This is a genomic window from Puniceibacterium sediminis (assembly GCF_900188035.1).
GTDB lineage: Bacteria > Pseudomonadota > Alphaproteobacteria > Rhodobacterales > Rhodobacteraceae > Puniceibacterium > Puniceibacterium sediminis.
Genome location: NZ_FZNN01000001.1, coordinates 256,992 through 282,004 on the forward strand (window position 1 = coordinate 256,992; position 25,013 = coordinate 282,004).

Annotated in this window: 23 protein-coding genes; 14 read left to right on the plus strand and 9 right to left on the minus strand. The window is 62.7% G+C overall.

Annotated features, from left to right (window positions below; genetic code table 11):
• Positions 1–26: 26 nt before the first annotated feature.
• The 11 genes from murC to recN all read left to right on the plus strand — a co-directional run bounded on the left by murC (position 27) and on the right by recN (position 12,527).
• Positions 27–1,424, plus strand: coding sequence for a UDP-N-acetylmuramate--L-alanine ligase (murC, locus tag CHB75_RS01250; RefSeq protein WP_089268969.1), 1,398 nt, complete (start codon positions 27–29; stop codon positions 1,422–1,424).
• Between the two features lie 54 nt (positions 1,425–1,478).
• A complete protein-coding gene (locus CHB75_RS01255; RefSeq protein ID WP_089268698.1) occupies positions 1,479–1,763 on the plus strand; it encodes a hypothetical protein in 285 nt (94 codons plus the stop codon).
• Entirely contained in the window at positions 1,756–2,703 is a 948-nt protein-coding gene (gene murB, locus CHB75_RS01260) for a UDP-N-acetylmuramate dehydrogenase (protein ID WP_089268699.1), read from the plus strand. The genes CHB75_RS01255 and murB overlap by 8 nt, the downstream gene beginning before the upstream one ends.
• An 82-nt stretch (positions 2,704–2,785) precedes the next feature.
• Positions 2,786–3,700, plus strand: coding sequence for a D-alanine--D-alanine ligase (locus tag CHB75_RS01265; protein ID WP_089268700.1), 915 nt, complete (start codon positions 2,786–2,788; stop codon positions 3,698–3,700).
• On the plus strand, positions 3,688–4,554 hold the full coding sequence (locus CHB75_RS01270; protein ID WP_245840585.1) for a cell division protein FtsQ/DivIB: 867 nt from the start codon (positions 3,688–3,690) through the stop codon (positions 4,552–4,554). Before CHB75_RS01265 ends, CHB75_RS01270 begins: the two co-directional genes overlap by 13 nt.
• The gene (ftsA, locus tag CHB75_RS01275) at positions 4,555–5,889 is read left to right on the plus strand and encodes a cell division protein FtsA (protein WP_089268701.1); all 1,335 of its coding nucleotides are present in this window, start codon (positions 4,555–4,557) and stop codon (positions 5,887–5,889) included.
• A 113-nt stretch (positions 5,890–6,002) separates the two neighbouring features.
• Entirely contained in the window at positions 6,003–6,605 is a 603-nt protein-coding gene (locus CHB75_RS01280; RefSeq protein ID WP_089268702.1) for a hypothetical protein, read from the plus strand.
• Between the two features lie 442 nt (positions 6,606–7,047).
• Complete coding sequence (gene ftsZ / locus CHB75_RS01285; protein WP_089268703.1) at positions 7,048–8,679, plus strand: cell division protein FtsZ; 1,632 nt, start codon at positions 7,048–7,050, stop codon at positions 8,677–8,679.
• Between the two features lie 244 nt (positions 8,680–8,923).
• The gene (gene lpxC, locus CHB75_RS01290; RefSeq protein ID WP_089268704.1) at positions 8,924–9,847 is read left to right on the plus strand and encodes a UDP-3-O-acyl-N-acetylglucosamine deacetylase; all 924 of its coding nucleotides are present in this window, start codon (positions 8,924–8,926) and stop codon (positions 9,845–9,847) included.
• A 136-nt stretch (positions 9,848–9,983) separates the two neighbouring features.
• Positions 9,984–10,838 carry an outer membrane protein assembly factor BamD gene (locus tag CHB75_RS01295; RefSeq protein ID WP_089268705.1) on the plus strand — a complete coding sequence of 285 codons (855 nt, stop codon included), beginning with the start codon at positions 9,984–9,986 and terminating at the stop codon, positions 10,836–10,838.
• Between the two features lie 39 nt (positions 10,839–10,877).
• Positions 10,878–12,527: a DNA repair protein RecN gene (gene recN, locus CHB75_RS01300; protein ID WP_089268706.1), complete on the plus strand. Its 1,650-nt coding sequence runs from the start codon at positions 10,878–10,880 to the stop codon at positions 12,525–12,527.
• Between the two features lie 66 nt (positions 12,528–12,593).
• Here recN and CHB75_RS01305 read toward each other — a convergent pair whose 3' ends face one another.
• Entirely contained in the window at positions 12,594–13,967 is a 1,374-nt protein-coding gene (locus CHB75_RS01305; protein WP_089268707.1) for an FAD-binding oxidoreductase, read from the minus strand.
• A gap of 74 nt (positions 13,968–14,041) precedes the next feature.
• On the opposite strand from CHB75_RS01305, the gene CHB75_RS01310 reads away from it, so the two are divergent.
• Positions 14,042–15,724, plus strand: coding sequence for a chloride channel protein (locus tag CHB75_RS01310; RefSeq protein WP_089268708.1), 1,683 nt, complete (start codon positions 14,042–14,044; stop codon positions 15,722–15,724).
• Positions 15,725–15,827: 103 nt separating this feature from the next.
• Here the strand turns inward: CHB75_RS01310 and CHB75_RS01315 are convergent, their stop codons facing one another.
• The 7 genes from CHB75_RS01315 to cobS form a co-directional block, all read right to left on the minus strand.
• The gene (locus tag CHB75_RS01315) at positions 15,828–16,160 is read right to left on the minus strand and encodes a hypothetical protein (protein ID WP_141135060.1); all 333 of its coding nucleotides are present in this window, start codon (positions 16,158–16,160) and stop codon (positions 15,828–15,830) included.
• 449 nt (positions 16,161–16,609) lie between these two features.
• Complete coding sequence (locus tag CHB75_RS01320; RefSeq protein ID WP_089268710.1) at positions 16,610–16,954, minus strand: DUF427 domain-containing protein; 345 nt, start codon at positions 16,952–16,954, stop codon at positions 16,610–16,612.
• Positions 16,955–17,017: 63 nt separating this feature from the next.
• On the minus strand, positions 17,018–18,802 hold the full coding sequence (locus CHB75_RS01325; protein WP_089268711.1) for an aminopeptidase P family protein: 1,785 nt from the start codon (positions 18,800–18,802) through the stop codon (positions 17,018–17,020).
• A 284-nt stretch (positions 18,803–19,086) separates the two neighbouring features.
• Positions 19,087–20,964, minus strand: a complete 1,878-nt coding sequence (gene cobT, locus CHB75_RS01330) for a cobaltochelatase subunit CobT (protein WP_089268712.1) — start codon at positions 20,962–20,964, stop codon at positions 19,087–19,089.
• Between the two features lie 79 nt (positions 20,965–21,043).
• Positions 21,044–21,451 carry a hypothetical protein gene (locus tag CHB75_RS01335; RefSeq protein WP_089268713.1) on the minus strand — a complete coding sequence of 136 codons (408 nt, stop codon included), beginning with the start codon at positions 21,449–21,451 and terminating at the stop codon, positions 21,044–21,046.
• Positions 21,452–21,549: 98 nt separating this feature from the next.
• On the minus strand, positions 21,550–21,870 hold the full coding sequence (locus CHB75_RS01340; protein WP_089268714.1) for a hypothetical protein: 321 nt from the start codon (positions 21,868–21,870) through the stop codon (positions 21,550–21,552).
• A complete protein-coding gene (gene cobS / locus CHB75_RS01345) occupies positions 21,867–22,856 on the minus strand; it encodes a cobaltochelatase subunit CobS (RefSeq protein ID WP_089268715.1) in 990 nt (329 codons plus the stop codon). The genes CHB75_RS01340 and cobS overlap by 4 nt, the downstream gene beginning before the upstream one ends.
• 223 nt (positions 22,857–23,079) lie before the next feature.
• Between cobS and msrB the strand changes: the two genes are divergently transcribed.
• Complete coding sequence (msrB, locus tag CHB75_RS01350; protein WP_089268716.1) at positions 23,080–23,544, plus strand: peptide-methionine (R)-S-oxide reductase MsrB; 465 nt, start codon at positions 23,080–23,082, stop codon at positions 23,542–23,544.
• A gap of 111 nt (positions 23,545–23,655) precedes the next feature.
• Here msrB and CHB75_RS01355 read toward each other — a convergent pair whose 3' ends face one another.
• Entirely contained in the window at positions 23,656–24,279 is a 624-nt protein-coding gene (locus CHB75_RS01355; RefSeq protein WP_089268717.1) for a J domain-containing protein, read from the minus strand.
• 74 nt (positions 24,280–24,353) lie between these two features.
• Here CHB75_RS01355 and CHB75_RS01360 point away from each other — a divergent pair, with 74 nt between their 5' ends.
• Positions 24,354–24,611: a BolA family protein gene (locus CHB75_RS01360; protein ID WP_089268718.1), complete on the plus strand. Its 258-nt coding sequence runs from the start codon at positions 24,354–24,356 to the stop codon at positions 24,609–24,611.
• Positions 24,612–25,013 lie beyond the last annotated feature (402 nt).

Below are 25,013 nucleotides of genomic sequence, written 5' to 3' on the forward strand. Positions count from 1 at the left end.
ACAAGACAGTCAAAGAGGCCGAGATGATGCACGCCGCAACCAAGCTTCCCGGCGATGTCGGGCCCATTCATTTCGTCGGCATCGGCGGCATCGGCATGTCCGGTATTGCCGAGGTGCTGTTGAACCTTGGCTATGTGGTGCAGGGGTCCGACCTCAAACGCTCAAAGATCACCGATCGGCTGGAAAACCTGGGCGCCGAGGTGTTTGAGGGTCAGGCGGCGTCGAATCTGGCCGGGGCCGAGGTTGTCGTGATCTCCTCCGCCATCAAGCCGGGCAATCCCGAGCTGGACGAGGCCCGCCTGCGCGGCCTGCCGGTGGTGCGCCGGGCCGAGATGCTGGCCGAGTTGATGCGGCTCAAATCCAACATCGCCGTTGCCGGAACGCATGGCAAGACGACGACCACCACGCTGGTGGCCGAGCTGCTGGTTGCCGGCGGGATTGATCCCACGGTGATCAACGGCGGCATCATTCACAACTACGGCTCCAACGCCCGTATGGGCGAGGGCGAGTGGATGGTGGTCGAGGCGGACGAAAGCGACGGCACCTTCAACCGGCTGCCCGCGACCATTGCCATCGTGACCAACATCGACCCCGAGCATATGGAACACTGGGGCGACTTCGACACCCTGCGTAAGGGCTTTTACGACTTCGTGTCGAACATCCCGTTCTATGGTCTTGCCGTCTGCTGCACCGATCACCCCGAGGTTCAGGCGCTGGTGGGCAAGATCACCGATCGCCGGGTGACGACCTATGGCTTTAACGCGCAGGCCGATGTGCGGGCGGTGAACCTGCGGTATCAAAAGGGCGTCGCGCATTTTGACATCTCCCTGCAATCCGAGGGGCTGCTGATCGAAGGATGTACCCTGCCGATGCCGGGCGATCACAACGTCTCAAACGCCTTGTCGGCGGTGGCCGTGGCGCGTCACCTGGGCATGGCGCGGGACGAAATACGTACCGCTCTGGCGGCATTTGGCGGCGTGAACCGGCGCTTTACCCGGGTGGGCGAAGTGAACGGCGTCACCATCATCGACGACTATGGCCATCACCCGGTCGAGATTGCAGCCGTGCTGAAAGCCGCCCGGCAGGCAAGCGAAGGCCGCGTGATCGCCGTGCACCAGCCGCACCGCTATTCGCGGCTGTCGTCCCTGTTCGAGGATTTCTGCGCCTGCTTCAACGATGCCGACGTGGTGGCGATTGCCGAAGTCTATGCGGCGGGCGAGGATCCCATCCCGGGGGCCTCGCGCGACGATCTGGTTGCCGGGCTGATCCGTCACGGCCATCGCCACGCCCGCGCGATCCGCGACGAGGCGGATCTGGAGCGGCTGGTGCGCGAACAGACCCAGCCGGGCGATATGGTTGTCTGCCTTGGCGCCGGTACGATCAGCGCCTGGGCCAACGCGCTGCCCGGCAAGCTGGCTGAGTGACGCTGGCGTTGCGTCTGGCGGCGCTGCTATCTGTGCACGGAGGCTGAGCGGCGCATGATCTATGCCGTGGCATTGCTGTGTTATCTTGGCGCGCTGATCGGCACGCTGGTGGCCGTTCGGCGCGGGTTTGCCCGGTCGATCCGGTGGCTTCTGGTGGTCTGCGCGCTGCTGTTGTCGTGGTCAGTCTACACCAGTCGGGGGCATCAGGACTGGGATGCCATCGGCTTTGCCATCCTTTCTGTTCTGGTCGTGCTTCCGGTCTTTCTGGGCACTGTAACCGGCGTTCTGACGGGGGTTTACCGAAGCCGCAAAGACAGGCAGAAGACGCCGCATGGCTGACCTTCCCCCTGTACGCGGCACGCTGACGCCGGACCGACCTCTTTCTGATCTCACGTGGCTGCGCGTGGGCGGGCCTGCGGACTGGTTGTTCCAGCCTGCGGATCTGCCGGATTTGCAGGCGTTTCTGGCGGCGCTGGATCCCGAAATTGCCGTCTTCCCCATGGGCGTCGGGTCGAACCTGATCGTGCGGGACGGCGGCTTGCGGGCCGTGGTCATCCGGATGGGGCGGGGGTTCAACGGTATCGAAATCAGCGACACCCGTGTCACCGCCGGTGTGGCCGCGCTTGATGCGCATGTGGCCAAGAAGGCGGCGGTCGAAGGCGTTGACCTGACCTTTTTGCGCACCATTCCGGGGGCCATTGGCGGTGCGGTGCGGATGAATGCCGGCTGCTATGGATCATATGTCAGGGACGTGCTGGTTTCCGCGCAGGCCGTGACCCGCGACGGCGCACTGGTGACGCTGACGCCCGACGATCTGAACCTGCGCTACCGCCAAAGCGACCTGCCCGAAGGCTGGGTGCTGGTCAGCGCGACATTCGAGGCGCCGCGCGGCGAGCCTGCCGACCTTGCCGAGCGTATGGCCGCGCAGATCGCCAAGCGCGACGCGACCCAGCCGACAAAGGACCGTACCGCCGGCAGCACCTTTCGCAATCCGGCGGGGTTTTCCAGCACGGGGCGCGCGGATGATGTGCAGGACCTGAAGGCGTGGAAGGTCATCGACGACGCAGGCATGCGCGGCGCGCGCCGGGGCGGGGCGCAGATGAGCGAGATGCACAGCAATTTTCTGGTCAACACCGGCGGCGCGACGGCTGCCGATCTGGAAGCCTTGGGCGAAGAGGTCCGAAAAAAGGTTTACCAAAACTGCGGAATACAGTTACACTGGGAAATCATGCGGGTCGGTGAACCGGCGCGCGACGAAGAGGCCGCAAAAGGCCCTTGAAAGACCATAAAAGACACGGCCACAGGCAGGCCGGACAGAACGATAAGGGCAACAAGCCCGGGACATATTGAGGCGTTTAGGGATGTCGAGCAGGACATTCCCGAAAGTAGTGGTGTTGATGGGCGGCCCCTCGGCTGAGCGCGAGGTTTCGCTTAGCTCCGGGCAGGAATGCGCAACTGCTTTGCGGGACTACGGATATGATGTGACCGAGGTCGATGCCGGCCCGGATCTGGTGCAGCGTCTGACGGACGCCGCGCCCGACGTCGTTTTCAACGCCCTGCATGGCCGCTGGGGCGAAGATGGCTGTGTTCAGGGCCTGCTGGAATGGCTGAAGATTCCCTATACGCATTCCGGTGTTCTGGCCTCGGCCCTTGCCATGGACAAGGAACGCAGCAAGCAGGTCTTCCGTGACGCCGGTCTGCCGGTGGTGCAAAGCCTGCTGGCCCCGCGTGACGACGTGCGCCGCACTCATGTCATGCCGCCGCCCTATGTGGTCAAACCGAACAACGAAGGGTCGTCTGTCGGCGTCTACCTTGTGCAAGAGGCCGCCAACGGGCCGCCGCAGCTATCCGACGACATGCCCGAGACTGTCATGGTCGAGGCCTTTGCCCCGGGCCGCGAACTGACGACCACGGTGCTGGGCGACCGGGCGCTGACAGTCACCGATATCCTGACCGACGGCTGGTACGATTACGACGCGAAATACAAACCGGGCGGGTCGCGCCATGTGGTCCCCGCCGAGGTCCCGCAGGAAATTTTTGATGCCTGTCTCGATTATGCTCTGCGCGCCCACCGTGCACTTGGCTGCCGCGGGATGAGCCGGACTGATTTTCGCTGGGATGAATCCCGCGGGCTGGCCGGGCTGATCCTGCTGGAAACCAACACCCAGCCGGGCATGACGCCGACCTCTTTGTCACCCGAGCAGGGGCAGACGGTGGGAATTACATTCCCCGAGCTGTGTTCCTGGCTGGTGGAGGACGCGTCTTGCAACAGATAAGCCGCGCCGACCCCGCACCATCCCGCCTGCGTTACCGCATGCACCGGGTGATGCTGACGCCGCTTTATCGGATATTGCTGCGTGTCGGTCTGCCGCTTGCCATCGTCATCGGGGGCACAGCCGCGTGGTTTTCGGTTCAGGCCAACCGCGACGTCGTTTTTGGCATGATCGCCAATGCCCGCGACGCGATCGAACACCGCCCCGAATTCATGGTCAAGCTGATGGCCATCGACGGTGCCAGCGACAGCGTTGCCGAGGATATCCGCGAGATCCTGCCGGATGATTTCCCGGTGTCGTCCTTCGATATGGATCTGGATGCCATGCGCGACACGGTTGTCGGTCTGGATGCCGTCGAAAGCGCGCGACTGCGTATCCGGCAGGGCGGGGTGCTGCAGGTCGATGTGGTCGAACGGGTGCCGGTGGTGGTCTGGCGCAGCGATGTCGGGCTTGAGCTTCTGGATAAAAAGGGCGTGCATGTGGGGCCGGTCGCGCATCGCGCCAATCATGCAGAACTGCCGCTGATCGTCGGCGATGGCGCCGACGCAAACGTGAGCGAAGCACTGGCGCTGCTGGCGGCGGCGAAACCGCTCTGGCCGCGCCTGCGCGCCATGCAGCGGATCGGAGAGCGGCGCTGGGACGTGGTGCTGGACCGGGATCAGCGCCTGCTGCTACCCGAATCCGGAGCGGTTCAGGCGCTGGAACGTGCGATAGCGATGGACGAGGCGGTGGACCTGCTTGAACGGGATCTGCAGACGGTTGATCTGCGCCTGCCGCAGCGGCCCACCCTGCGGCTGACCGGACATGCGGTGCAGGAAATGTGGCAGATGAAGACGATGCAAACTGAGGGAAATTGAATGATCGAGCTGTATCAATCCCAGCGCGCAATGCGCAACATGCGCAAGGCCGCGATGCAGCGGGGTGTAATCGCGGTCCTGGACGTCGGATCGTCCAAGATTGCCTGCCTCGTGCTGCGGTTCGACGGTTCGGAAAAGAGCGGCGAAAGCGACGGCATCGGGTCGCTGGCCGGGCAATCCGGGTTCCGCGTGATCGGCGCGGCGACGACCCGGTCGCGCGGCGTGCGCTTTGGCGAAATCAACGCCATGGGTGAAACGGAACGTGCCATTCGCACTGCCGTTCAGGCGGCGCAGAAGATGGCCCAGATCCGGGTGGATCACGTGATTGCCTGCTTCTCGGGGGCGGGGCCTCGGTCATACGGGCTGGACGGCAAGGTCGATATCGAAGGCACCACAGTGTCCGAACAGGACATCGCCCGGGTGCTGTCTGCCTGCGACGTTCCGGAATTCGGCGATGACCGCGAAATCCTGCACGCCCAGCCGGTGAATTTTGCGCTCGATCACCGCTCGGGTCTGGGCGATCCGCGTGGCCAGCTCGGTCAGACACTCAGCACCGACATGCACATGCTGACAGTGGACGGCATGGCGATCCAGAACCTCGCCCATTGCGTCAAGCGCTGCGATCTGGAACTGGCCGGCATCGCGTCGTCCGCCTATGTCAGCGGCGTTTCGGCGCTGGTCGAGGATGAACAGGAACTCGGCGCGGCCTGTATCGACCTTGGTGGCGGTGCGACCGGTGTGTCGATCTTCATGAAGAAACACATGATCTATGCCGATGCGGTGCGCATGGGCGGCGATCACGTCACCGGCGACATATCGATGGGTCTGCAGGTGCCGATGGCGACCGCCGAACGGATCAAGACATTCTACGGCGGCGTGGTTGCCACCGGCATGGATGACCGCGAGATGATCGAAATCGGCGGCGACACTGGCGACTGGCACCACGACAGGCGCACTGTCAGCCGGGCCGAACTGATCGGCATCATGCGCCCCCGGGTCGAAGAGATCCTCGAAGAGGTGCGCGCCCGTCTGGATGCGGCCGGCTTTGAACACCTGCCCAGCCAACAGATCGTGCTGACCGGTGGCGGGTCGCAAATCCCCGGCCTTGACGGTCTGGCCAGCAAGATCCTTGGCCAGCAGGTCCGTCTGGGGCGCCCGATGCGCGTGCACGGCCTGCCGCAGGCCGCGACAGGCCCGGGCTTTGCGAGCGCGGTGGGGCTGTGCCTGTTCGCGGCGCATCCGCAGGACGAATGGTGGGATTTCGAAATTCCGGTCGAACGCTATCCCGCACGCTCGCTCAAACGGGCGGTCAAATGGTTCCGCGACAACTGGTAGGAGTGTTCGCGATTCAATCGAGGGCGTTTCCATAGAATTGGACGCCTTCGGACCCAACTTTGCCGCAATCACCTGACAACAGGCTCCAGTATATCTAGTATTGGAGTTTTAAAATGAGCGTGTTCAACGCCATTATTGCGGCTGTTATGCTTGCTTTGCCGATGGCGACCCAGGCAGCTACAGTCTCCTACGGTGGTACCAAGGTTGGTGATGGAGCAGGGATCAACGCGTATACGGGTGTATCCGTTGCGTCAAATCACAGCTCCTACGCCAAAGATTCGACAGAGATCTCGTCAGACTGGGTCTGGATCGACGATCCGTTTTCGGTCAACACGGCACGTTATTCGTTTCAGTTCGACCTGACCGGGTACGATGTCACCACGGCCAGCCTTTCCGGCATGTGGGGCGTCGACAACTATGGTGCGATCTACCTGAACGGCAGCGAAATCGCTACGCTGAGTAAATACAACACCAGCAACTTTACCACGATGACGGCATACGGGACGTCTATGTCCAGCCTGTTTCAGGGTGGCGTCAATACGCTGACCTTTGCCCTGCGGGATGAAACCAGGGTGAACGACGGCGGTCGCGCGGCTTTCCGGGCGACAGCTTCGGTGATCGCCGATGTTGCTCCAGTGCCATTGTCGACAAGCGCGCTGTTTTTGTTGATTGGCGTCGCGGCAGCGGTCGTGCTGCGCCGCAGGCAGCGCTCTTAAATCCACCCACTGATGACAAGACCAAAGCCGGTCCTTCGCGGGCCGGCTTTCCTGCGTGTGCGGACAATCGCCAGCGACGTCGCTTTGCCGAAGAAACCGGATGACATTCCGTCGCTAATAGGCGATCTTGGGTCAGCGCCCGTCAGAGGCGCAGTGCATAGCACATAATGAGGCGAAATCCGGTCGAGCAGCGACCATCGAACACAAGCAGATTTTTAGCGCGCCCGGCGGATGTCCGGGGGTGCCTGTAGTGGTGCGCTGTAGTTGGGCCACCACAATTAGTCTTGACGCCCCGTTACTGGTGTATTTCCGCCCAAAGCCCCCACAAATTGTGCCTTTTTTAGATATTTTGCGTGACGTGACCGCCCCGGCGGGTTAGATTTCCTAAAACCTATGGCAGCAAGCCCGAAAAACGGGCGGTTAATACAGGCGGAAATTTTACATGGCACTCAACCTTACTATGCCCGGACAAGAAGACCTGAAACCTCGGATCACGGTGTTCGGCGTAGGGGGTGCCGGTGGTAACGCGGTCAACAACATGATCGAAAAGGAACTGGACGGCGTCGATTTCGTCGTCGCCAACACCGACGCTCAGGCGCTGCAGCAGTCCAAGTCGGTGTCAAAGGTTCAGCTTGGTGTGAAAGTCACCGAAGGTCTTGGGGCAGGGGCCCGCGCAAGCGTTGGCGCCGCCGCAGCCGAAGAAAGCATCGAACAGATCGTCGATCATCTGGCCGGGGCACACATGTGTTTCATCACCGCCGGCATGGGCGGTGGCACCGGAACCGGCGCCGCGCCGATCATCGCGCAGGCCGCGCGGGAACTTGGCGTTCTGACCGTCGGCGTCGTGACCAAGCCCTTCCAGTTTGAGGGCAACAAGCGCATGAAGCAGGCCGAGGCCGGCGTCGAAGCGCTCCAGAAGGTTGTCGACACGCTGATCATCATTCCGAACCAGAACCTGTTCCGTCTGGCGAATGAAAAGACCACCTTTACCGAAGCCTTCTCTCTGGCAGACGATGTCCTCTATCAGGGCGTCAAGGGCGTGACTGACCTGATGGTCCGTCCGGGCCTGATCAACCTCGACTTTGCCGACGTTCGCGCCGTGATGGACGAAATGGGCAAGGCGATGATGGGCACGGGCGAAGCCGAGGGCGAAGATCGCGCCATCCAGGCCGCCGAAAAGGCCATCGCGAACCCGCTGCTCGACGAAATCAGCCTGCGTGGCGCACGGGGTGTTCTCATCAACATCACCGGCGGGCACGACCTCACCCTGTTCGAACTCGACGAAGCCGCCAACCGCATCCGCGAAGAAGTCGATGCAGATGCGAACATCATCGTCGGCTCGACCCTCGACGCCTCGATGGAAGGCCGGATGCGCGTCAGCGTTGTGGCCACTGGCATCGACGCAATGGATGTGAACACCGAAGTTCCCGTGCCGCGCCGTTCGCTGGCTCAGCCGCTCAAGCAGCAGGCTCATGAGGTTCCCGCCGCTCCGGTCGCCAAGCCGCAGCCTGTTGCGGCCCAGAAGGTCGAGCCTGAGTACGAGGAAGAAGAGCCCTCGCTGTTCGAAGGCATGGCCGGCGCGCAGCGTCATCAGGAAGAAGTGTTCGAGGAAGACGAGCAGTACGAAGAGGTTGCAGCCCAGGATGACGGCCTGCCGCCCCCGGCCTACAAGCCGAAAGTAGCCCAGTTCCAGCCCCGTTCCGAAATCGAGGCCGAGCCGGATACCTTTGTCGCGCCCCGTGCTCCGGCCCCCGGCACGCCGTCGGCTGAAACGATGGCGCGTCTTCAGGCCGCTGCCGCGCGCACCCGTCCGAACCAGCCGCAGGGCATGGGACGTTCGGCCGCCCCCGCACCGCAAGAACCCGCCGAAAGCGACCGCAATCCGCGCTTTGGCATCAATTCACTGATCAACCGCATGACTGGCCATGGACAAGAGGCGCAAGCCCCCCGCCGTCAACAGCCGCCGGTTCAGACCCGCAAGCAGCTGCAGCCGGACCCGATGATCGATCAGGAAACCGACGCAGATCAGGAGCGGATTGAAATCCCCGCCTTCCTGCGGCGTCAGGCAAACTGAACCAAGTCGTTCAGACTGAACACGATGTTACAGAAACGCCTCCGAATTTCGGGGGCGTTTTTTTGTTTTATATCAGCCTATTGCGTGGTGATCTTTAGCGTTGCGCGGGGATGCGCCGACGCAGTGCACGGTGATGTTTCAGAACGTTGCAATCTTTGATTTGAGACAACAGAGGTGACCCTTTAATTAGTTTCAGAGCGTTAACGGGCTATAAACGTTTTCGCCTAGCCGTAAGGATTAAGCCGTGCAGACCACTATCAGATCAGCGATCTCATTTTCAGGTGTCGGACTCCACTCCGGCAAACCCGCGCGTCTGACCATTCGTCCTGCCTCGGCCGAATACGGCGTCTGGTTCAAGCGTACGGATATTGCCGTTGGCGATGCCATGGTGCCCGCCCGCTGGGACGCGACCGAACATACACCGCTTTGCACACGCATCTTCAACCGCGTCGGCGTGTCTGTCTCGACCATCGAACATGTGATGGCCGCGCTGGTCGGCTGCGGTGTGCACAACGCCCTGATTGAAATCGACGGCCCCGAAGTGCCGATCCTTGACGGATCCGCCGCCCCCTTTGTGCGCGGCATTCTGGACCGTGGTGTTCGTGATCTTGATACCGAAGTGCGCGTCATCGAAATTCTGGCACCTGTCGAGGTCAGAACCGATCAGGGCTGGGCGCGGCTCGAACCCGGGTCGGGTGGCCTGACGATGGATTTCCACATCGATTTTGCCGACAAGGCGATCGGAACGCAGAACATGTCGCTTGATCTGCGCAACGGCACCTTTGTGCGCGAATTGTGCGACAGCCGCACCTTCTGCCGTCAGGCGGATGTGGACGCGATGCGCGAACAGGGTCTGGCGCTTGGTGGCACGATGAACAATGCCGTGGTCGTCGATGGCGACAAGGTGCTCAGCCCCGGTGGCCTGCGCCATCCGGACGAAGCCGTGCGCCACAAGATGCTGGATGCGCTGGGGGATCTGGCCCTGGCCGGTGCGCCCATCCTGGGCCATTACACCGGCCACAAGGCGGGACACACCCTGACAAACCTGCTGCTGCGCAAACTGTTCAGCACGCCGGGGGCCTTCCGGATGTCCGCCGTATCCGCCGAAACCGCGGCGCGTCTGCCCGGTGCCGGCGTCAACCGTCACGAGATTCCGGCAGTCGCCTGAACCGTTCGGTATAGCTTCTGACATTGGGTCAGCGGAAAACGGTGCAAAGGCGTTTTGCACCGGAATTTTCTGTGCTAGGACCGGTGGCAATAGCGGGGCCCGGGGTCCTGCAATACGCAATCAAGGGTGAGCAGGCATGACAGGCGGCAGGTCGCGACTTTCTGTGATCGGGGCAGTTCTGGTAATGGGCCTGGTGTCGGCCTGTGGCGACCGTGGTGCCACAACCAGCCTGGGCCGAAATCCCGAACTCGAAAATTTCACAGCTGAACAGATCTATGAGCGGGGCGAGTTCGAACTGAACCGCAACGATCCGACTCAGGCAGCCTTCTACTTTGGCGAGATCGAGCGTCTTTACCCCTATTCGGACTGGGGCAAACGCGCGCTGATCATGCAGGCCTTTGCCTACCATCGTGACAAGGACTACGAAAACAGCCGTTCCGCCGCGCAGCGCTATATCGACTTCTATCCGCTTGAAGACGATGCCGCCTATGCGCAGTACCTGCTGGCGCTGTCCTACTATGACCAGATCGAAGAGGTCGGCCGCGATCAGGGGCTGACCTTTCAGGCGCTGCAGAGCCTGCGCACCGTGATCGAACGCTATCCCGACAGCGAATATGCCCGCTCGTCGATTCTCAAATTCGATCTGGCTTTCGATCACCTTGCCGGCAAGGAGATGGAGATCGGGCGCTATTATCTCAAGCGCAAGAACTACGCCGCCGCCGTCAACCGGTTCCGCGTCGTGGTCGAAGATTTCCAGACCACCTCGCATACCGCAGAGGCGCTGCACCGTCTGGTGGAAAGCTACCTGTCACTGGGGCTGACCGAAGAGGCGCAGGCCGCTGGTGCGATTCTGGGCTACAACTATCAGTCCACCGAATGGTATCAGGACAGCTACAAGCTGCTGACCGGGCGCGGGCTTGAACTGAAGGCGTCGGGCAACAACTGGCTGTCCAAGATTTATCGCCAGATGATCAAAGGGCAGTGGCTCTAGGTTCGGGACGGGCATTCGCCGTCCCCGGGGGAACGTTCCATGCTGCGCGCGCTTGAAATCCGCGACATGCTGATCATCGACCGGCTGGAACTTGCCTTTCAGCCGGGCCTGAACGTGCTGACCGGCGAAACCGGCGCGGGTAAATCCATCCTGCTGGATTCACTGGGCTTCGTGCTTGGCTGGCGCGGTCGCGCCGAACTGGTGCGCGCGGGCGCGGATCAGGGCGAGGTGACGGCAGTCTTCGACCTCTCTCCCGATCACATGGCGCGTCTGGTGCTCGAAGATGCGGGACTGCCCGTCGGCTCAGAACTGATCCTGCGCCGGGTGAACGGTTCCGACGGGCGCAAGACCGCCTGGGTCAACGACCGCCGCTGCTCGGGCGAGGTGCTGCGCGCCCTGTCGGAAACGCTGGTGGAACTGCACGGCCAGCATGATGATCGCGGCCTGCTGAACCCGCGTGGCCACCGGACTCTTCTGGACAGTTATGCCGGGCTGGAACAGGCGCTTGATGCGACGCGCAAGGCCTGGACCCGACAGGCCAAGGCGGAAAGGGCACTGGCCACGGCCCAAACCGCGCTTGATGCCGTCCGCGCCGAAGAGGATTTCCTGCGCCACGCCGTGGCCGAAATGGAAACGCTCGACCCGCAACCGGGCGAAGAGGCACAGCTTGATATGCAGCGCCGCAATATGCAGGGCGCCGAACGCATCCGCGAGGATATCACCCGCGCCCGCGCCGCGCTGGCAGGTGGGGCCGAACAGGCCATGGGGGATGCGCTGCGCTGGCTCGAAGGTGTTGCAGACCGGGCCGAGGGCGCGCTCGAGGCGCCGCTGGCCGCGCTGGAACGTGCCATGGTCGAGCTGGGCGAGGCGACCGCCGGTGTCGAAAGCTGCCTTGACGGGCTGAACTTTGACCCCCACGCGCTGGAGAACGCCGAAGAGCGTCTCTTTGCCATCCGCGCGCTTGCCCGGAAACATCAGGTCGCACCCGATGAACTGGCCGAATTTGCCGCTGGATTGCAGACGAAACTGGCGGCGCTGGATGCGGGCGCTGCGGATCTGGCCACGCTGAAGGCGGATCTTTATACCGCCAATTCCGACTACGCCGCCGCCGCCGATGCCCTGTCTGCCGCGCGCCGCGCAGCCGCCAGTCGCCTCGACGCGGCTGTCACGGCGGAACTCGCCCCGCTCAAGATGGAACGCGCGGTGTTCCAGACCGCCATCACCGACGGCCCGGCAGGTCCCGAAGGGCGCGATGTCGTTGCCTTTACCGTCGCCACAAATCCCGGCGCACCGGCAGGCCCTCTGGGCAAGATCGCCTCGGGCGGTGAACTCAGCCGCTTTCTTCTGGCGCTCAAGGTCTGCCTGTCCAAAGAGCGTAACCGCGGCGTCACAATGATATTCGACGAAATTGACCGCGGTGTCGGCGGCGCAACCGCGGATGCGGTCGGGCGGCGTCTGTCGGCGCTGGCGACGGGCGGTCAGGTTCTGGTGGTCACCCATTCGCCGCAGGTCGCGGCCCTTGGCGCGCATCACTGGCGGGTGGAAAAGCGTGTGGACGGCGATGTGACCACCTCGACCGTGGTCCCGCTGGACAGCGCCGCCCGCGAAGGCGAAATCGCCCGGATGCTGGCTGGTGACACCGTCACCGCCGAGGCCCGCGCCGCCGCGCGCGCGCTTCTCGCAGGCTAGGGCGGGGGCGCTGCCCCATCGCCGCCGCCTCGCTTCGTCGGCGTGACTCATCGCACCGTAACAGCCTCAGACCGGACGGATCAGCTTGCCCGGATTAAGGATGCCCTGCGGGTCCAGCGCCTGTTTCAACGTGGTCATCACATCCCAGCCTTCGCCGTGTTCACGCTCCATGTATTCCAGCTTGCCCATGCCGACGCCATGTTCCCCCGTCGCCGTGCCGCCCAGATCCAGCGCCCGCTTCACCATGCGGTGCGACAGCCTGCGCGCCTCGCTCAGCTCCTCGGGGCGGGTGGGATCGATCAACAGGACGCTGTGAAAGTTGCCATCCCCCACATGGCCCAGAATCGGCCCCGGAATCGACGCCTGCGCAAGATCGGCCTGGGTTTCCGTCACCGCGCGCGCCAGCCGCGAGATCGGCACGCAGACATCCGTCACCATCGCCCGTGCGCCGGGGCGCGATGCAAGGATGGCGTAATAGGCATTGTGCCGCATCGCCCAAAGTGCGCGACGGTCCTCTTCCTTGGTGGACCACTGAAAGCCCAAGCCGTCGTGATCCGCCGCGACTTCGCCAAAGCGGGCGGCATCCTGCGCGACAGAATCGGGTGATCCATGGAATTCCACCATCAGGTGGGGGCAGGCGGGCAGGTTGGTCCCGGCATAGGCGTTGAAGGCCGCAGCCGTCGCCGTATCGACGAATTCGATCCGCGCCACCGGAATGCCCATCTGGATCGTGTCCAGCACGGTATTCACCGCATCCTCGTTGCGGGTAAAGGCGCAGACCCCGGCCGACACGGCCTCGGGCAGGCCATGCAGGCGCAGGGTCAGTTCGGTGATCAGGCCCAGCGTGCCTTCGGATCCGACCATCAGCCCGGTCAGGTCATAGCCCGCCGCTGACTTGCGCGCGCGGCCACCGGTGCGGATCACCCGGCCATCGGCCAGCACGACCTGCAGACCCAGCACGTTGTCGCGCATCGTGCCATAGCGCACCGTGGTTGTCCCCGATGCCCCGGTCGCCGCCATGCCGCCCAACGACGCATTCGCCCCCGGATCGACGGAAAAGAAAAGCCCGGTCGCGCGCAGCTCTTCGTTCAGCGCCTCGCGGGTCACGCCGGGCTGCACCGCCACATCCATGTCCGCCGCGCGGATTTCCAGCACCTTGTCCATCAGCCGGAAATCGACCACCAGCCCGCCGTTTACCGGCAGCGCATGACCTTCAAGTGAGGTCCCCATACCCCAGCCGATAACCGGCATGTCGTGTTCCGCACAGATCCGCATGATCTTCTGCACCTCCCCGGTGTTCTGCGGATAGGCGACCGCGTCGGGCGGGCTGAGGGAAAAATAGGACTCTGATTGGCCATGCAGGTCCAAATCGGACTTGGAGGTACTCAACCGTTGGCCTAGAAAAGAACCAAGGGCGGACAGGGCCTGGGGCTGGTACATGGAATTCTCCGGTCATATCAGGCGCGATCCTAGCCCGGTCGCCACCTGTGTGAAACCCTGATGACGGAGGTGGCATGGCGCCGGACCTGCAGGTGAAACGACAGTGGCGCAAGGCAACGGCGAGTTGTGGCCGCGGATGGCAACTGCTGCGCGAACGCGGTCCCGGTCAGATCCAGTTCTGGTTCATCGCTCTGGCCATCGGAATCGCCGCCGGCACCGCCGCGCTTTTGTTCCGCAAGGCGATCGAGACACTGCAAACAGCCCTCTACGGAACCGAAGATGTCAACCTGCTGGCCAGCTTTGCCCAGACGCTGCCGTGGTATTGGGTGCTGCTGATTCCGGTGGCGGGTGGATTGGTTGTGGGGCTGATCATGCATTTCTTCACACCCGATGGCCGTGTCCGCGCCGTCGCTGACGTGATCGAAGGCGCGGCTCTTTATAACGGGCGGGTCGAACGCAAGGCCGGCATCGCATCCATTCTGGCCTCCTGGATCACCCTGTCGACGGGCGGGTCGTCGGGGCGCGAAGGGCCGGTCGTCCATATGGCCGCGATGATGTCGAGCTGGGTCAGCAATCTGATTCACGCCGACGGAATCACCGGACGTGACCTGTTGGGCTGTGCCGTGGCGGCGGCCGTCTCTGCCTCCTTCAACGCGCCCATTGCCGGGGCGCTCTTCGCGCTCGAAGTCGTGCTGCGCCACTTTGCCCTGCACGCCTTTGCCCCCATCGTCATCGCCTCGGCCGCAGGGACGGTGATCAACCGGCTGGCCTTCGGCAACGTCACCGAATTCCGCCTGCCCGGCACCACAACGGTCGAATTCTATCTGGAACTGCCGGCCTTTCTGATACTGGGCCTGGTCTGCGGGCTGGTGGCCGTTGTGACCATGCGCGGCATCTTCTGGGCTGATGACCTTGGCACCCGGCTGCAGCGCGGCCTGAAGATGCCGAACCTCTTGCGCCCGGCCACCGCCGGACTGCTGCTTGGCGCGCTGGCAATCTTTTATCCCCATATCATCGGCGTCGGCTATGAAACGACCAGCCGCGCCCTCACCGGCAACCTGATCCTGCACGAGGCAATCGTCTTCACCGTGATCAAGGTCATCGCCGTGGCGATCACCTTTGCCGGGCGCATGGGCGGCGGGATATTTTCGCCCTCTCTGATGATCGGCGCGCTGACGGGAATGGCATTCGGCCTGATCGCCACGGGGCTGTTCCCGGACAATTCCGGCGCCTCGACGCTATATGCCTTGGCCGGCATGGGGGCGGTCGCGGCGGCGGTGCTGGGCGCGCCGATTTCCACCACCCTCATCGTGTTCGAACTGACCGGGGACTGGCAGACCGGGCTTGCGGTGATGGTGTCGGTCTCGCTGTCGACCAGCCTTGCGGCCCGGCTGGTGGACCGATCCTATTTCCTGACCCAGCTTGAACGCCGCAACATCCAGCTTGCCGCCGGGCCGCAGTCCTATCTTCTGCGGATGTTCCGGGTCAGCGCCGTCATGCGCAAAAGCGAAGACCTGTCAGAAGAGGACGCCGCGACCTGCGCCGAGATGATCCAGCAGGCGCTGTTCGTGACCTCATCCTCGACGCTGGCCACCGTTTTGCCGCTGTTTGAACGTACCGGCAATCCATTCCTGCCGGTGGTTGAACTGCAAGGCACGGACAAGCTGCCGGTGATCCAGGGCGCGCTGTATCATCTGGATGCGCTCAAGGCCTACAACCGCGCACTGGCCGCCACGGCGGCAGAAGAACACAGCTGAGGCGGCGAAATGCAGGTCCGCAATCACCCAAACGCCCGCCGCCCGCAAAAGTGACGGGCCAGCCCAGCTTCAGTTTCAGTCAAGGACCGCTTCGAGCCCAAAGCTACCGCTTTTCAGCTCCACCTATCGGCTCGTACCAAATCAGAAACTGGTCACCCAGGTCCGCTTGAAGTGTTTTCAGGATGGCGTTTGCTTCGGTCTCGAACTTATCAAAGTCCTGCTTTGACCAGGGACTGGCTCCACCGGGATTTGTCCAGTCTAAGGCTCCGTCGTGAATTTCTATTAGCTCGCCCAGTTTTGCCTTTATTTTATTAGATAATGGCAGGGTGCTCTCCAGGTTTGAATAGCCACCAAAGGTGGCTTGAGCCGCCTCATTCATGCCCCACAAACAGGGTCCTCCCCATTCAAACATTAGTCGGACTTCGAATTTCGTCATTGAGAAGATCAAGCCCTCGACCGAAGATTGCTTCGGCGTTGCTACAGCTGAGGCCGCAGTTTTGTCAAAGTCCGCTTCGTCCTCATACTGTTGAAATAGTCCTCCACTGGAAATTCGCGTCTAAATTCCGGAATATTGTTCTTGCTAGCTGGGCTCTTAAAACCAGTGTTTGCGAAGCGGCCTTTCACAGGAAAAGTGTTCCGCTGATTCCGCAGTTGGCGGTCGCGCACCAACTGTTTCAACAGTATCTCCGGATAGCGGACTTCAAAAATTCTTGGTGGTGATCTGACCTTCAGAACATCTCGCGGAGATGTATCCGACATATATTGCCTGCCGAACGCAAAGGCACCTCGCAAGCACAGGGCCGATCGCCTTTAGCCCGCCCCCTTGACGCCATAGCGCCGTCTAACCGGGGCGGCCCTTGTCAGAACCCGCCCCAGCCAATGACCTCAGACCTGTTCGACCATCACGCCGTCCTGAACGTAAAAGGCGATATAGCCCTTTATGTCCGCCACTTCGGGCTTGGGGTCCTCATAGGACCAGGCGGCGTCGGTGTAGGTGCGGCTTTTGGACATGATCGAGTAATACGACGCCTCGCCCTTGTGCGGGCAGGTTGTCTTGTGATCGGTGCTGTCCAGCATCGCCATGGCGATGTCGGCCTTCGGGAAATAGATCACGAACGGCAGATCGCCCTCGGTCAGTTCCAGCGCCTTGTTGCTCTCGCCCAGAACGGCGCCGCCGGCGCGGACAACCCATGTGCCCTCGGCGGGCCGGATGGTGATATGTTTCGTCATGTCGTCTCTCCCCAAAACTTTGTCTTTGTCTCTTGCCCGTGTAACGGGTTCATGTCGGATGCGTCACAGCGGTTCGGTCGCCGCGATCAGCCAGTCTCTTGCCTCGCACTCGACCAAAGGCTCCAGCCGCGCGCGACAGGTTGCATGATAGGCATTCAGCCAATCGGTCTCGGGCCCGGTCAGCATCTCTGTCACGATCAGCCGCCGGTCGATCGGCACATAGGTCAATGTCTCGAAAGACAGCATATCCGGAACACTCGCCCCGGCCAGGGCCGGAGCGCCGGTCACCACAATAAGGTTCTCGATACGGATACCATAGGCACCCTCCCGGTAAAAGCCCGGCTCGTTTGACAGGATCATCCCTTGTATCAGCGGCACTGTTCCCGTGCGGGCCAGCCGCTGCGGACCTTCGTGCACACACAGATAGCTGCCCACGCCGTGCCCGGTGCCATGGCCGTAATCCAGCCCCGCCTCCCACAGCGGCACACGCGCCAGCGCGTCCAGATCGCGCCCGGCCAGCCCCTTGGGCCAGCGCGCCCGGCTGATGGCGATCATGCCGCGCAGCACGCGGGTAAAGGCGGCGGCCTCTTCCTCGCCCACATGGCCGACGGCCACGGTGCGGGTGATGTCGGTGGTACCATCGACATACTGCCCGCCGGAATCCACCAGCAGCAGATGCCCGTCCTCGACCCGCGCATTGGTCTTTTCCGTCACGCGGTAATGCACGATGGCCCCATGTGGGCCAGTACCGCTGATCGTCTCGAAACTGATGTCGCGCAGGGCATTGGTGGCGCGCCGCTCTGCCTCCAGGGCGCTTACCACGTCGATCTCGGTCAGGCTGCCCGGCGGCTGGCGGTCAAGCCAGGCCAGAAACCGCACCATCGCCGCCCCGTCACGCAGATGCGCCGCGCGGGATCCGGCGATCTCGGTCTCGTTCTTGCAGGCCTTGGGAAGGACGCAGGGGTCCTGCGCCTCGATCATCTCGATACCGGCCTCGGACAGCGTATCGGCAACAATCACCGGGCAGGTCGCCGGATCAATCGCCACCGGCCCGCTCAGCGTGGCAAGCACGGCCAGAAAGCTGTCCGGCGATACGACCGACACCCGGGGGCCAAGGTGATCGCCCAGATCGACCAGCTTGGCCTTGTCGATGAACAGCGTGACCGTGGCGTCGGCATGCAGCAGGGCAAAGCTATGCGCCACCGGATTGCGCGGAATGTCCGACCCGCGGATATTCAGCAGCCAGGCGATTGAATCGGGCAGGGTGATCACCGCCGTATCTGCCCGGCCCAGCCTTGCCGCCAGCCGCGTGATCTTGTCGCCATGCGCCTCACCGGCCAGTTCCGGCGGCTGGACAGAGGCCTGGCCGGTGGGTGGTGCCGGCTGATCCTCCCAGATCCGGTCCACAAGGTTTGCGCAACGCTCAAGCGTCACTGTGTCCAGCTTACCCTGTAGGCTGCGCAGCGGTTCGACCGCATGCAGCCAGGGATCAAACCCGACGCGCCCACCATCCGGCAACGCCTTGGCGATCCACTCGGCCAGCCCCACCTCGGGCCAGTCGACGGGGGTAAAGACATCGGCCACCTGCGCCTTGACCTGCACCCGGTAGCGGCTGTCGACAAACACACCGGCGCTGTCACGCAGCGCCACGCAATACCCTGCCGATCCGGTGAACCCGGTCAGCCAGGCCAGCCGGTCGTCGCGCGGGGCCACATATTCGCCCTGATGCGCATCAGAGCGCGGCACGATGAACCCGTCGAGCGTCATAGCCTGCAACGCCTCGCGCAGCGCTGCCAGACGCGCTGGCCCCTGTTCGGGTGATGCGGTTTCCTGAAATGACTGAAACATGCCTACTCCTCGTCTTTGCGCGTCAGATTACTGGTTTAGCCAAAGCCCGCCAGTGGAACCTTTGGCTCGCTTCCGCTGCCAAAACGCCAATCGGCCAGACCGAATTTCCAGATACCGGATCAGAACAGGCAAGCGCCTGTTTCATCTGCCCCTGAATTTTCCGGGGCAGCCGCCCGTCGCGCCATAGTCAGGCCTCTGGCATGATGGGCGACGGGGGCAGCGCCCCGGATGCGCGGCCCGCATGGCCGCGCCGGTCGGATCGGCAAAGCCGATCCGAAACCAGATCAGGACGCGCGCTTGATTCCCATGACCCGGGCCCGTGCCCGTGGGTCGGAATCAAACAGCGATGCCAGCTGCTCGGTCATCGCCCCGGCCAGCTGCTCTACATCGGTGATCGTCACGGCGCGGTTGTAGTACCGTGTCACATCATGGCCGATGCCGATGGCCAGCAGTTCGACCTGACGCCGCCGCTCGACCATGGCGATCACGTCGCGCAGGTGCTTTTCCAGATAATTCGCCGGGTTCACCGACAGGGTCGAATCGTCCACCGGCGCACCATCGGAAATCACCATCAGGATCTTGCGCGCCTCGGGCCGGTTCACCATCCGCCGGTGCGCCCATTCCAGCGCCTCGCCGTCGATGTTTTCCTTCAGCAGGCCCTCTTTCATCATCAGACCCAGGTTCGACCGCGTCCGCCGCCAGGGCGCATCGGCCCCCTTGTAGATGATGTGCCGCAGGTCGTTCAGTCGCCCGGGTTGCTGTTCGCGGCCCTCGTTTAGCCACTTTTCACGCGCCATGCCGCCCTTCCACGCCTTGGTGGTAAAGCCCAGGATCTCGACCTTGACGTTGCACCGCTCCAGCGTGCGCGCCAGCACATCCGCACAGATCGCCGCGATCGAAATCGGCCGCCCGCGCATGGACCCGGAATTGTCCAGCAGCAGCGTCACCACCGTATCGCGGAACTCGGTGTCCTTTTCGATCTTGAAGGACAGCGGCGTCGTCGGGCTGACCACCACGCGGGCCAGACGCCCGGCGTCCAGTATCCCTTCCTCAAGGTCGAACTCCCATGACCGGTTCTGCTGCGCCTGAAGACGCCGCTGCAACTTGTTGGCCAGCCGTGACACCGCGCCCTTCAGCGGTTCAAGCTGCTGATCAAGGTAGGCGCGCAGGCGCTCAAGCTCGACGGGTTCGGCCAGATCCTCGGCCTTGATCTCTTCGTCATGGGCGCTGTCATAGACGGTGTAATTCGGATCGGCATCGGAAAACGGCTGCGGGGCGGGGGGCTCCATCGGGGCCTCGCCATCGGGCATCTCGGCCTCGTCGCCCAGCTCCTGATCCGCCAGCTCGTCCATGCTGACCTGAGCTTGCGAACTGTCCTGAGTCTCATCCTGCGACGACTCAGGCGAGGATTCGGAATCCTCTTCGCCCTCTTCGTCATCGCCGGTGCTATCGGGATCCTGCTCCTCTTCGCCACCGTCTTCGGCCTGATCCTCGGCGGTGTCGTCCATGTCGTCCGGGTCATCGCCCAGCTGGTCGCCATACCCGAGGTCCGAAATGATCTGGCGCGCGAACTTGGCGAATTCGCTCTGGTTCGCCAGCTTGTCCTGCAACGCGTCCAGCGATCCGCCAGCCTGATCCTCGATGAACCCGCGCCACAGATCCATCACGTTCTGCGCCCCCGGCGGCAGATCGCGCCCGGTCGCCAGATGGCGGATCAGATAGCCCGCACCAACCGCCAGCGGCACATCTGACGCCTGCTTGACCTGATCATAGCCGCGCCGCGTCGCCTCGTGGGCGATCTTGGTGTCGATATTCCCGGCCGTTCCCGGCATGTCCCGCGCGCCCATTGCCTCGCAGCGGGCAGTCTCCATCGATTCGTACAGCTCGCGCGCCATGTCACCCGGCGGGGCGTAACGGCTGTGCGTGCGCGCATCGTGATAGCGGTGATACAAGGCCAGCGCATCCGCCGTGCCACGCGCCAGCAGAACCTCGTCCCGGGTCATGCGGCGTGACACTTGCGGCAGGCGCATTGAATCGCCGGACACGCCGGACGGGTCGACCGAATAGCTGACCGTCAGGTCGCGGTCGTGCGCCATGACCTTGGTCGCCTCGGCGAGGGCCTTTTTGAAGGGATCTGCGGGGTTGTCGGATTGCTGAGCCATACCCCGACTAATTGGACATCCAACGCTGTTTGACAAGTGCCGATCTGTCACTGATCCCTGCGGACCCCGGGGGCGGCGTTCAGCCCAGCAACAGTGCTTCGCAATGCGCCACGTATTGCGCGGCGGCGCGGGCGGCCTGACGGCGCAGGCGTTCATCCTGACCAAAGGTGGCGAGGTTGAGCAGACGCGACTGTGCCATCTTCGCCTCGATCCGCCAGTTCAGCAACTCGCGCCCGGTCTGCTCAGGGCCCGCCGTCGCATCAATCAGGACATCAAACCGGGTGATGGTCACATCCGTCCGCTCCGACGCCGCGCCGTCAAACATCCACTGGAATTCCATCATCGCCGACATCCGCCCGGCGCAATCGGCAAAGACATATGCCAGATCACGTTTGGCTGCTGGCAGGCCGCTGGCGGGCGCGGATAGCGCGGCGATCCAGATCAATGCGGCACACAGGGTGCCCAGAGTGTGGTGCAACTTTGCCATGCCGGTCAGGATGCGCCCGGAAAACTGGCAAAACGCTTAACCCGGCGCCCGCATCTTTCTAAAACTGTAAAGAAAGCAGCCGATCAGAACGGCAGGACTCACCCCGCACATAGCTGCATCTGGCGTTCGAAAAGCTGTCTGCTCAGGGGATCATCATCTTCGACCGTGGCGCGCACCAGCAGGAACATGCCACCCCGCTGCGCATCTATCTGACGATCGGCATCTTTGGGCGACAGCCCGGCGCGGATCGCCATCGCGCGGTGCCTTGCCGCCTGCCGATCCGCATCACCAATATCGAGATAGGCCGAGACGCGCGCGAAATCCGCGTAGCCCAACCAAAGCGCGGCGCAGGTGACGTCAGCCTCCTGCGCTGCCGCCGGAGTCGCCCCCAGCAACAGGACCAGCGCGGCCCTTATCACCCGATGCTGAGCGAAGCCGCGCTTTCGGGCAGCTCTTCGTCAAAGCAGCGCTGATAGAATTCTGCCACTGTCTGACGCTCAAGCTCGTCACATTTGTTGAGGAAGGAGACCCGGAAGGCATAGCCGATGTTGTGGAAAATCTCGGCGTTCTGCGCCCAGGCGATCACCGTCCGCGGCGACATCACGGTGGACAGATCCCCGTTCATGAAGGCCGTCCGCGTCAGATCCGCAACCGTCACCATCTGGCGCAGGGTCTTGCGGCCCTTGTCAGTGTTGTAGTGCGGGTTCTTGGACAGGACGATCGCCGTTTCGGCATCGATGCTCAGATAGTTCAGCGTCGCAACCAGCGACCAGCGGTCCATCTGACCCTGGTTGATCTGCTGCGTGCCGTGGTACAGGCCCGTCGTATCCCCCAGGCCGACCGTGTTGGCGGTGGCGAAGATGCGGAAATACTTGTGCGGTGTCAGCACCTTGTTCTGGTCCAGCAGCGTCAGCTTGCCGTCGGTCTCAAGCACCCGCTGGATCACGAACATCACATCCGCGCGCCCGGCATCATATTCGTCGAACACGATGGCGCAGGGGTTGCGCAGCGCCCAGGGCAGGATGCCCTCCTGAAACTGGGTGGTCTGCTTGCCATCGACCAGCTTGATCGCATCCTTGCCGATCAGGTCGATACGGCTGATGTGCGAATCAAGGTTCACCCGCACCGCAGGCCAGTTCAGCCGCGCCGCCACCTGTTCGATATGCGTCGATTTACCCGTGCCGTGATAGCCCTGGATCATCACGCGACGGTTGTTGCGGAACCCCGCCAGAATCGCCAGCGTCGTATCGGCGTCGAATTTGTAGGTGCTGTCGATGTCGGGCACACGATCTGTCCGGTCGGGAAACCCGTGAACGATCATGTCGGTGTCAATTCCGAAAACCTCGCGAACGTCGATCTCTTCGGTCGGCTTTGCATTGATGTCGATTGTCGTACCGTCAGCCATGATGAAACCGTCCTTTAGCGTCGCGCAATTGTGTCGTGCCCGTGGTGCAACATAACGCGCGAAGGGGCAAGGGGAAGCGCACAAGTTCTGCGTCCGGCGCGGCATGGCTGTCTCTCAATCATGCCCCTGACCACACATTATGGTCGCGTAAATGTGCGGCACCCGCTCTTGCTCTGACAGGGGCGGGGCCTGCACAGTCATCCCATCGAAAAGGGAGGATACCATGAACCGACGCCTGTTCCTGACCACCACCGCCGCCGCCCTCGGGCTGCAAAACGCGCCTGCGATGGCCGCACAGGATTTCGAAATCACCCGCAGCACTGCCGAATGGAAGGCAATGCTGTCGGATCTCGAATACAAGGTGATGCGCAAGGAAGGCACCGAACGCGCCTTCACCTCGGCACTGAATGACGAAAAGCGCCCCGGGACATTTCACTGCCGCGGCTGTGATCTGCCGCTTTACGACTCAAATACGAAATTCGACAGCGGCACCGGCTGGCCCAGCTTTTATGCGGCCATCGACGGCGCCGTCGAAAATAAGGCGGATCGTTCTCTGTTTGGTGTGCGAACCGAAGAACACTGTCGCAGATGCGGATCGCACCTTGGCCACGTCTTTGACGACGGCCCGCCCCCGACAGGCAAACGTCACTGCATCAACGGTGTGAGCCTGGTGTTCAAACCCGCCTGATCCCCCGGCGGCGTCTCAAACAGTATCCAGCTGCCGGGCGGTTTGGGGCGGCCGCAGGCTGCGACCCAACAGCCCAGGCAGCGCCCGGTCTTCACCACCCGGCCATCCAGATCACTTGAAGTTCCGGCTGTCCTTGATCTGATCCCAGGCCCAGACGACCTCTTGCAGCTGCTCTTCCTGCGACCGGTCGCCGCCGTTGATATCCGGGTGCAGCACCTTGATCAGCCCCTTGTAGGCCTTGCGCACCTCGGCCTTGGTCCAGTGATCCTTGCACTCAAGGATCTCGATCGCGCGGCGTTCGGTCGGGGGCAGGCGGCGGGTACCGGTGATCGATTTGCCCGGATTGCGCGTCGCATTGTCGCCCAGCACCTGATGCGGGTCCTCGATGCCCAGCCGCGACCAGGCCAGCTGCTCGGTGTCGCGGAAATCCTTGGTCTTGCGCTCCCAGACCTTGTCCGATGTGGCCTGGGCGTTCATCTCGGCCTCGGTCTTGCCGTGGAAGAAGTTCCACTTGAGGTTGTACTCGCGGACATGGTCCTTGCAGAACCAGAAAAAGTCGTCCAGCACATCCGGGGCCTTGGGCGCACGGAACTTGCCCGGCTCCTCACAGCCCTCGTGCTCGCACAGCCTCACAGAGGTCGTGCTCTCACCGGACATGCCGCGGCGCCCGCGTGGATTTTTCTTTTTCGAAGACGACACTGACATGTCGAAACCGAATGGATCTGATTTGCTCATGGGAACACCTTTTCGACTCGGACGCCAAACTCTAGACTATCCACCGACAGATGACAGAGGTTGAACGCTAAAAAATGACCAGAACTCAGGAAATCGAGACGCGTCTGCGCAAAGCATTCGATCCAAGTGAACTGATTGTGCGCGATGACAGCGAAAGCCACCGGGGCCATTCTGGGTTTCAGGAGGGCGGCGAAAGCCATTTTCATGTGGTGATCCGCAGCCCTGCTTTTCAAGGTCAGTCGCGTATCAGTAACCACCGCGCCGTCCACAGCGCCCTCGGCGCCGACCTCATGGGCCGCATCCACGCCCTGTCTCTGGATCTCGGGGCCTGATTCCATCTACCTAAGGTTGTGGTTTTTTATTTAACGCACGTAATGTGTGCGTGGCGGTGGCAATTCCGGCCATTCACCGGGCGGATTCGGTATTTCACGTACCATTCGCAGTGCGCCAATTGAAATCAAAATGACTAACACGCTTAAGTGGAGTTGGGCAGGCGGTATTGCTTGCGGGAGGAGAGCCCGGGTCGAGTCTGCATGTGTCCTTCGGGCCATGAGCAGGCGCGTTCCGCCTTGAACTCGAAAGGTACACCTAAAATGAAGCTCCTGTTCCCGGCCACTCTGGCCGCCCTCACACTTGTGCTCGCACCGCCGGTTATGGCCGATGAGGTCCTGCCGGATCTTGGTGGACTCAGCAGCGGCTCGCCAAATCCGGGACTGTCATTTCTATCGACCCTG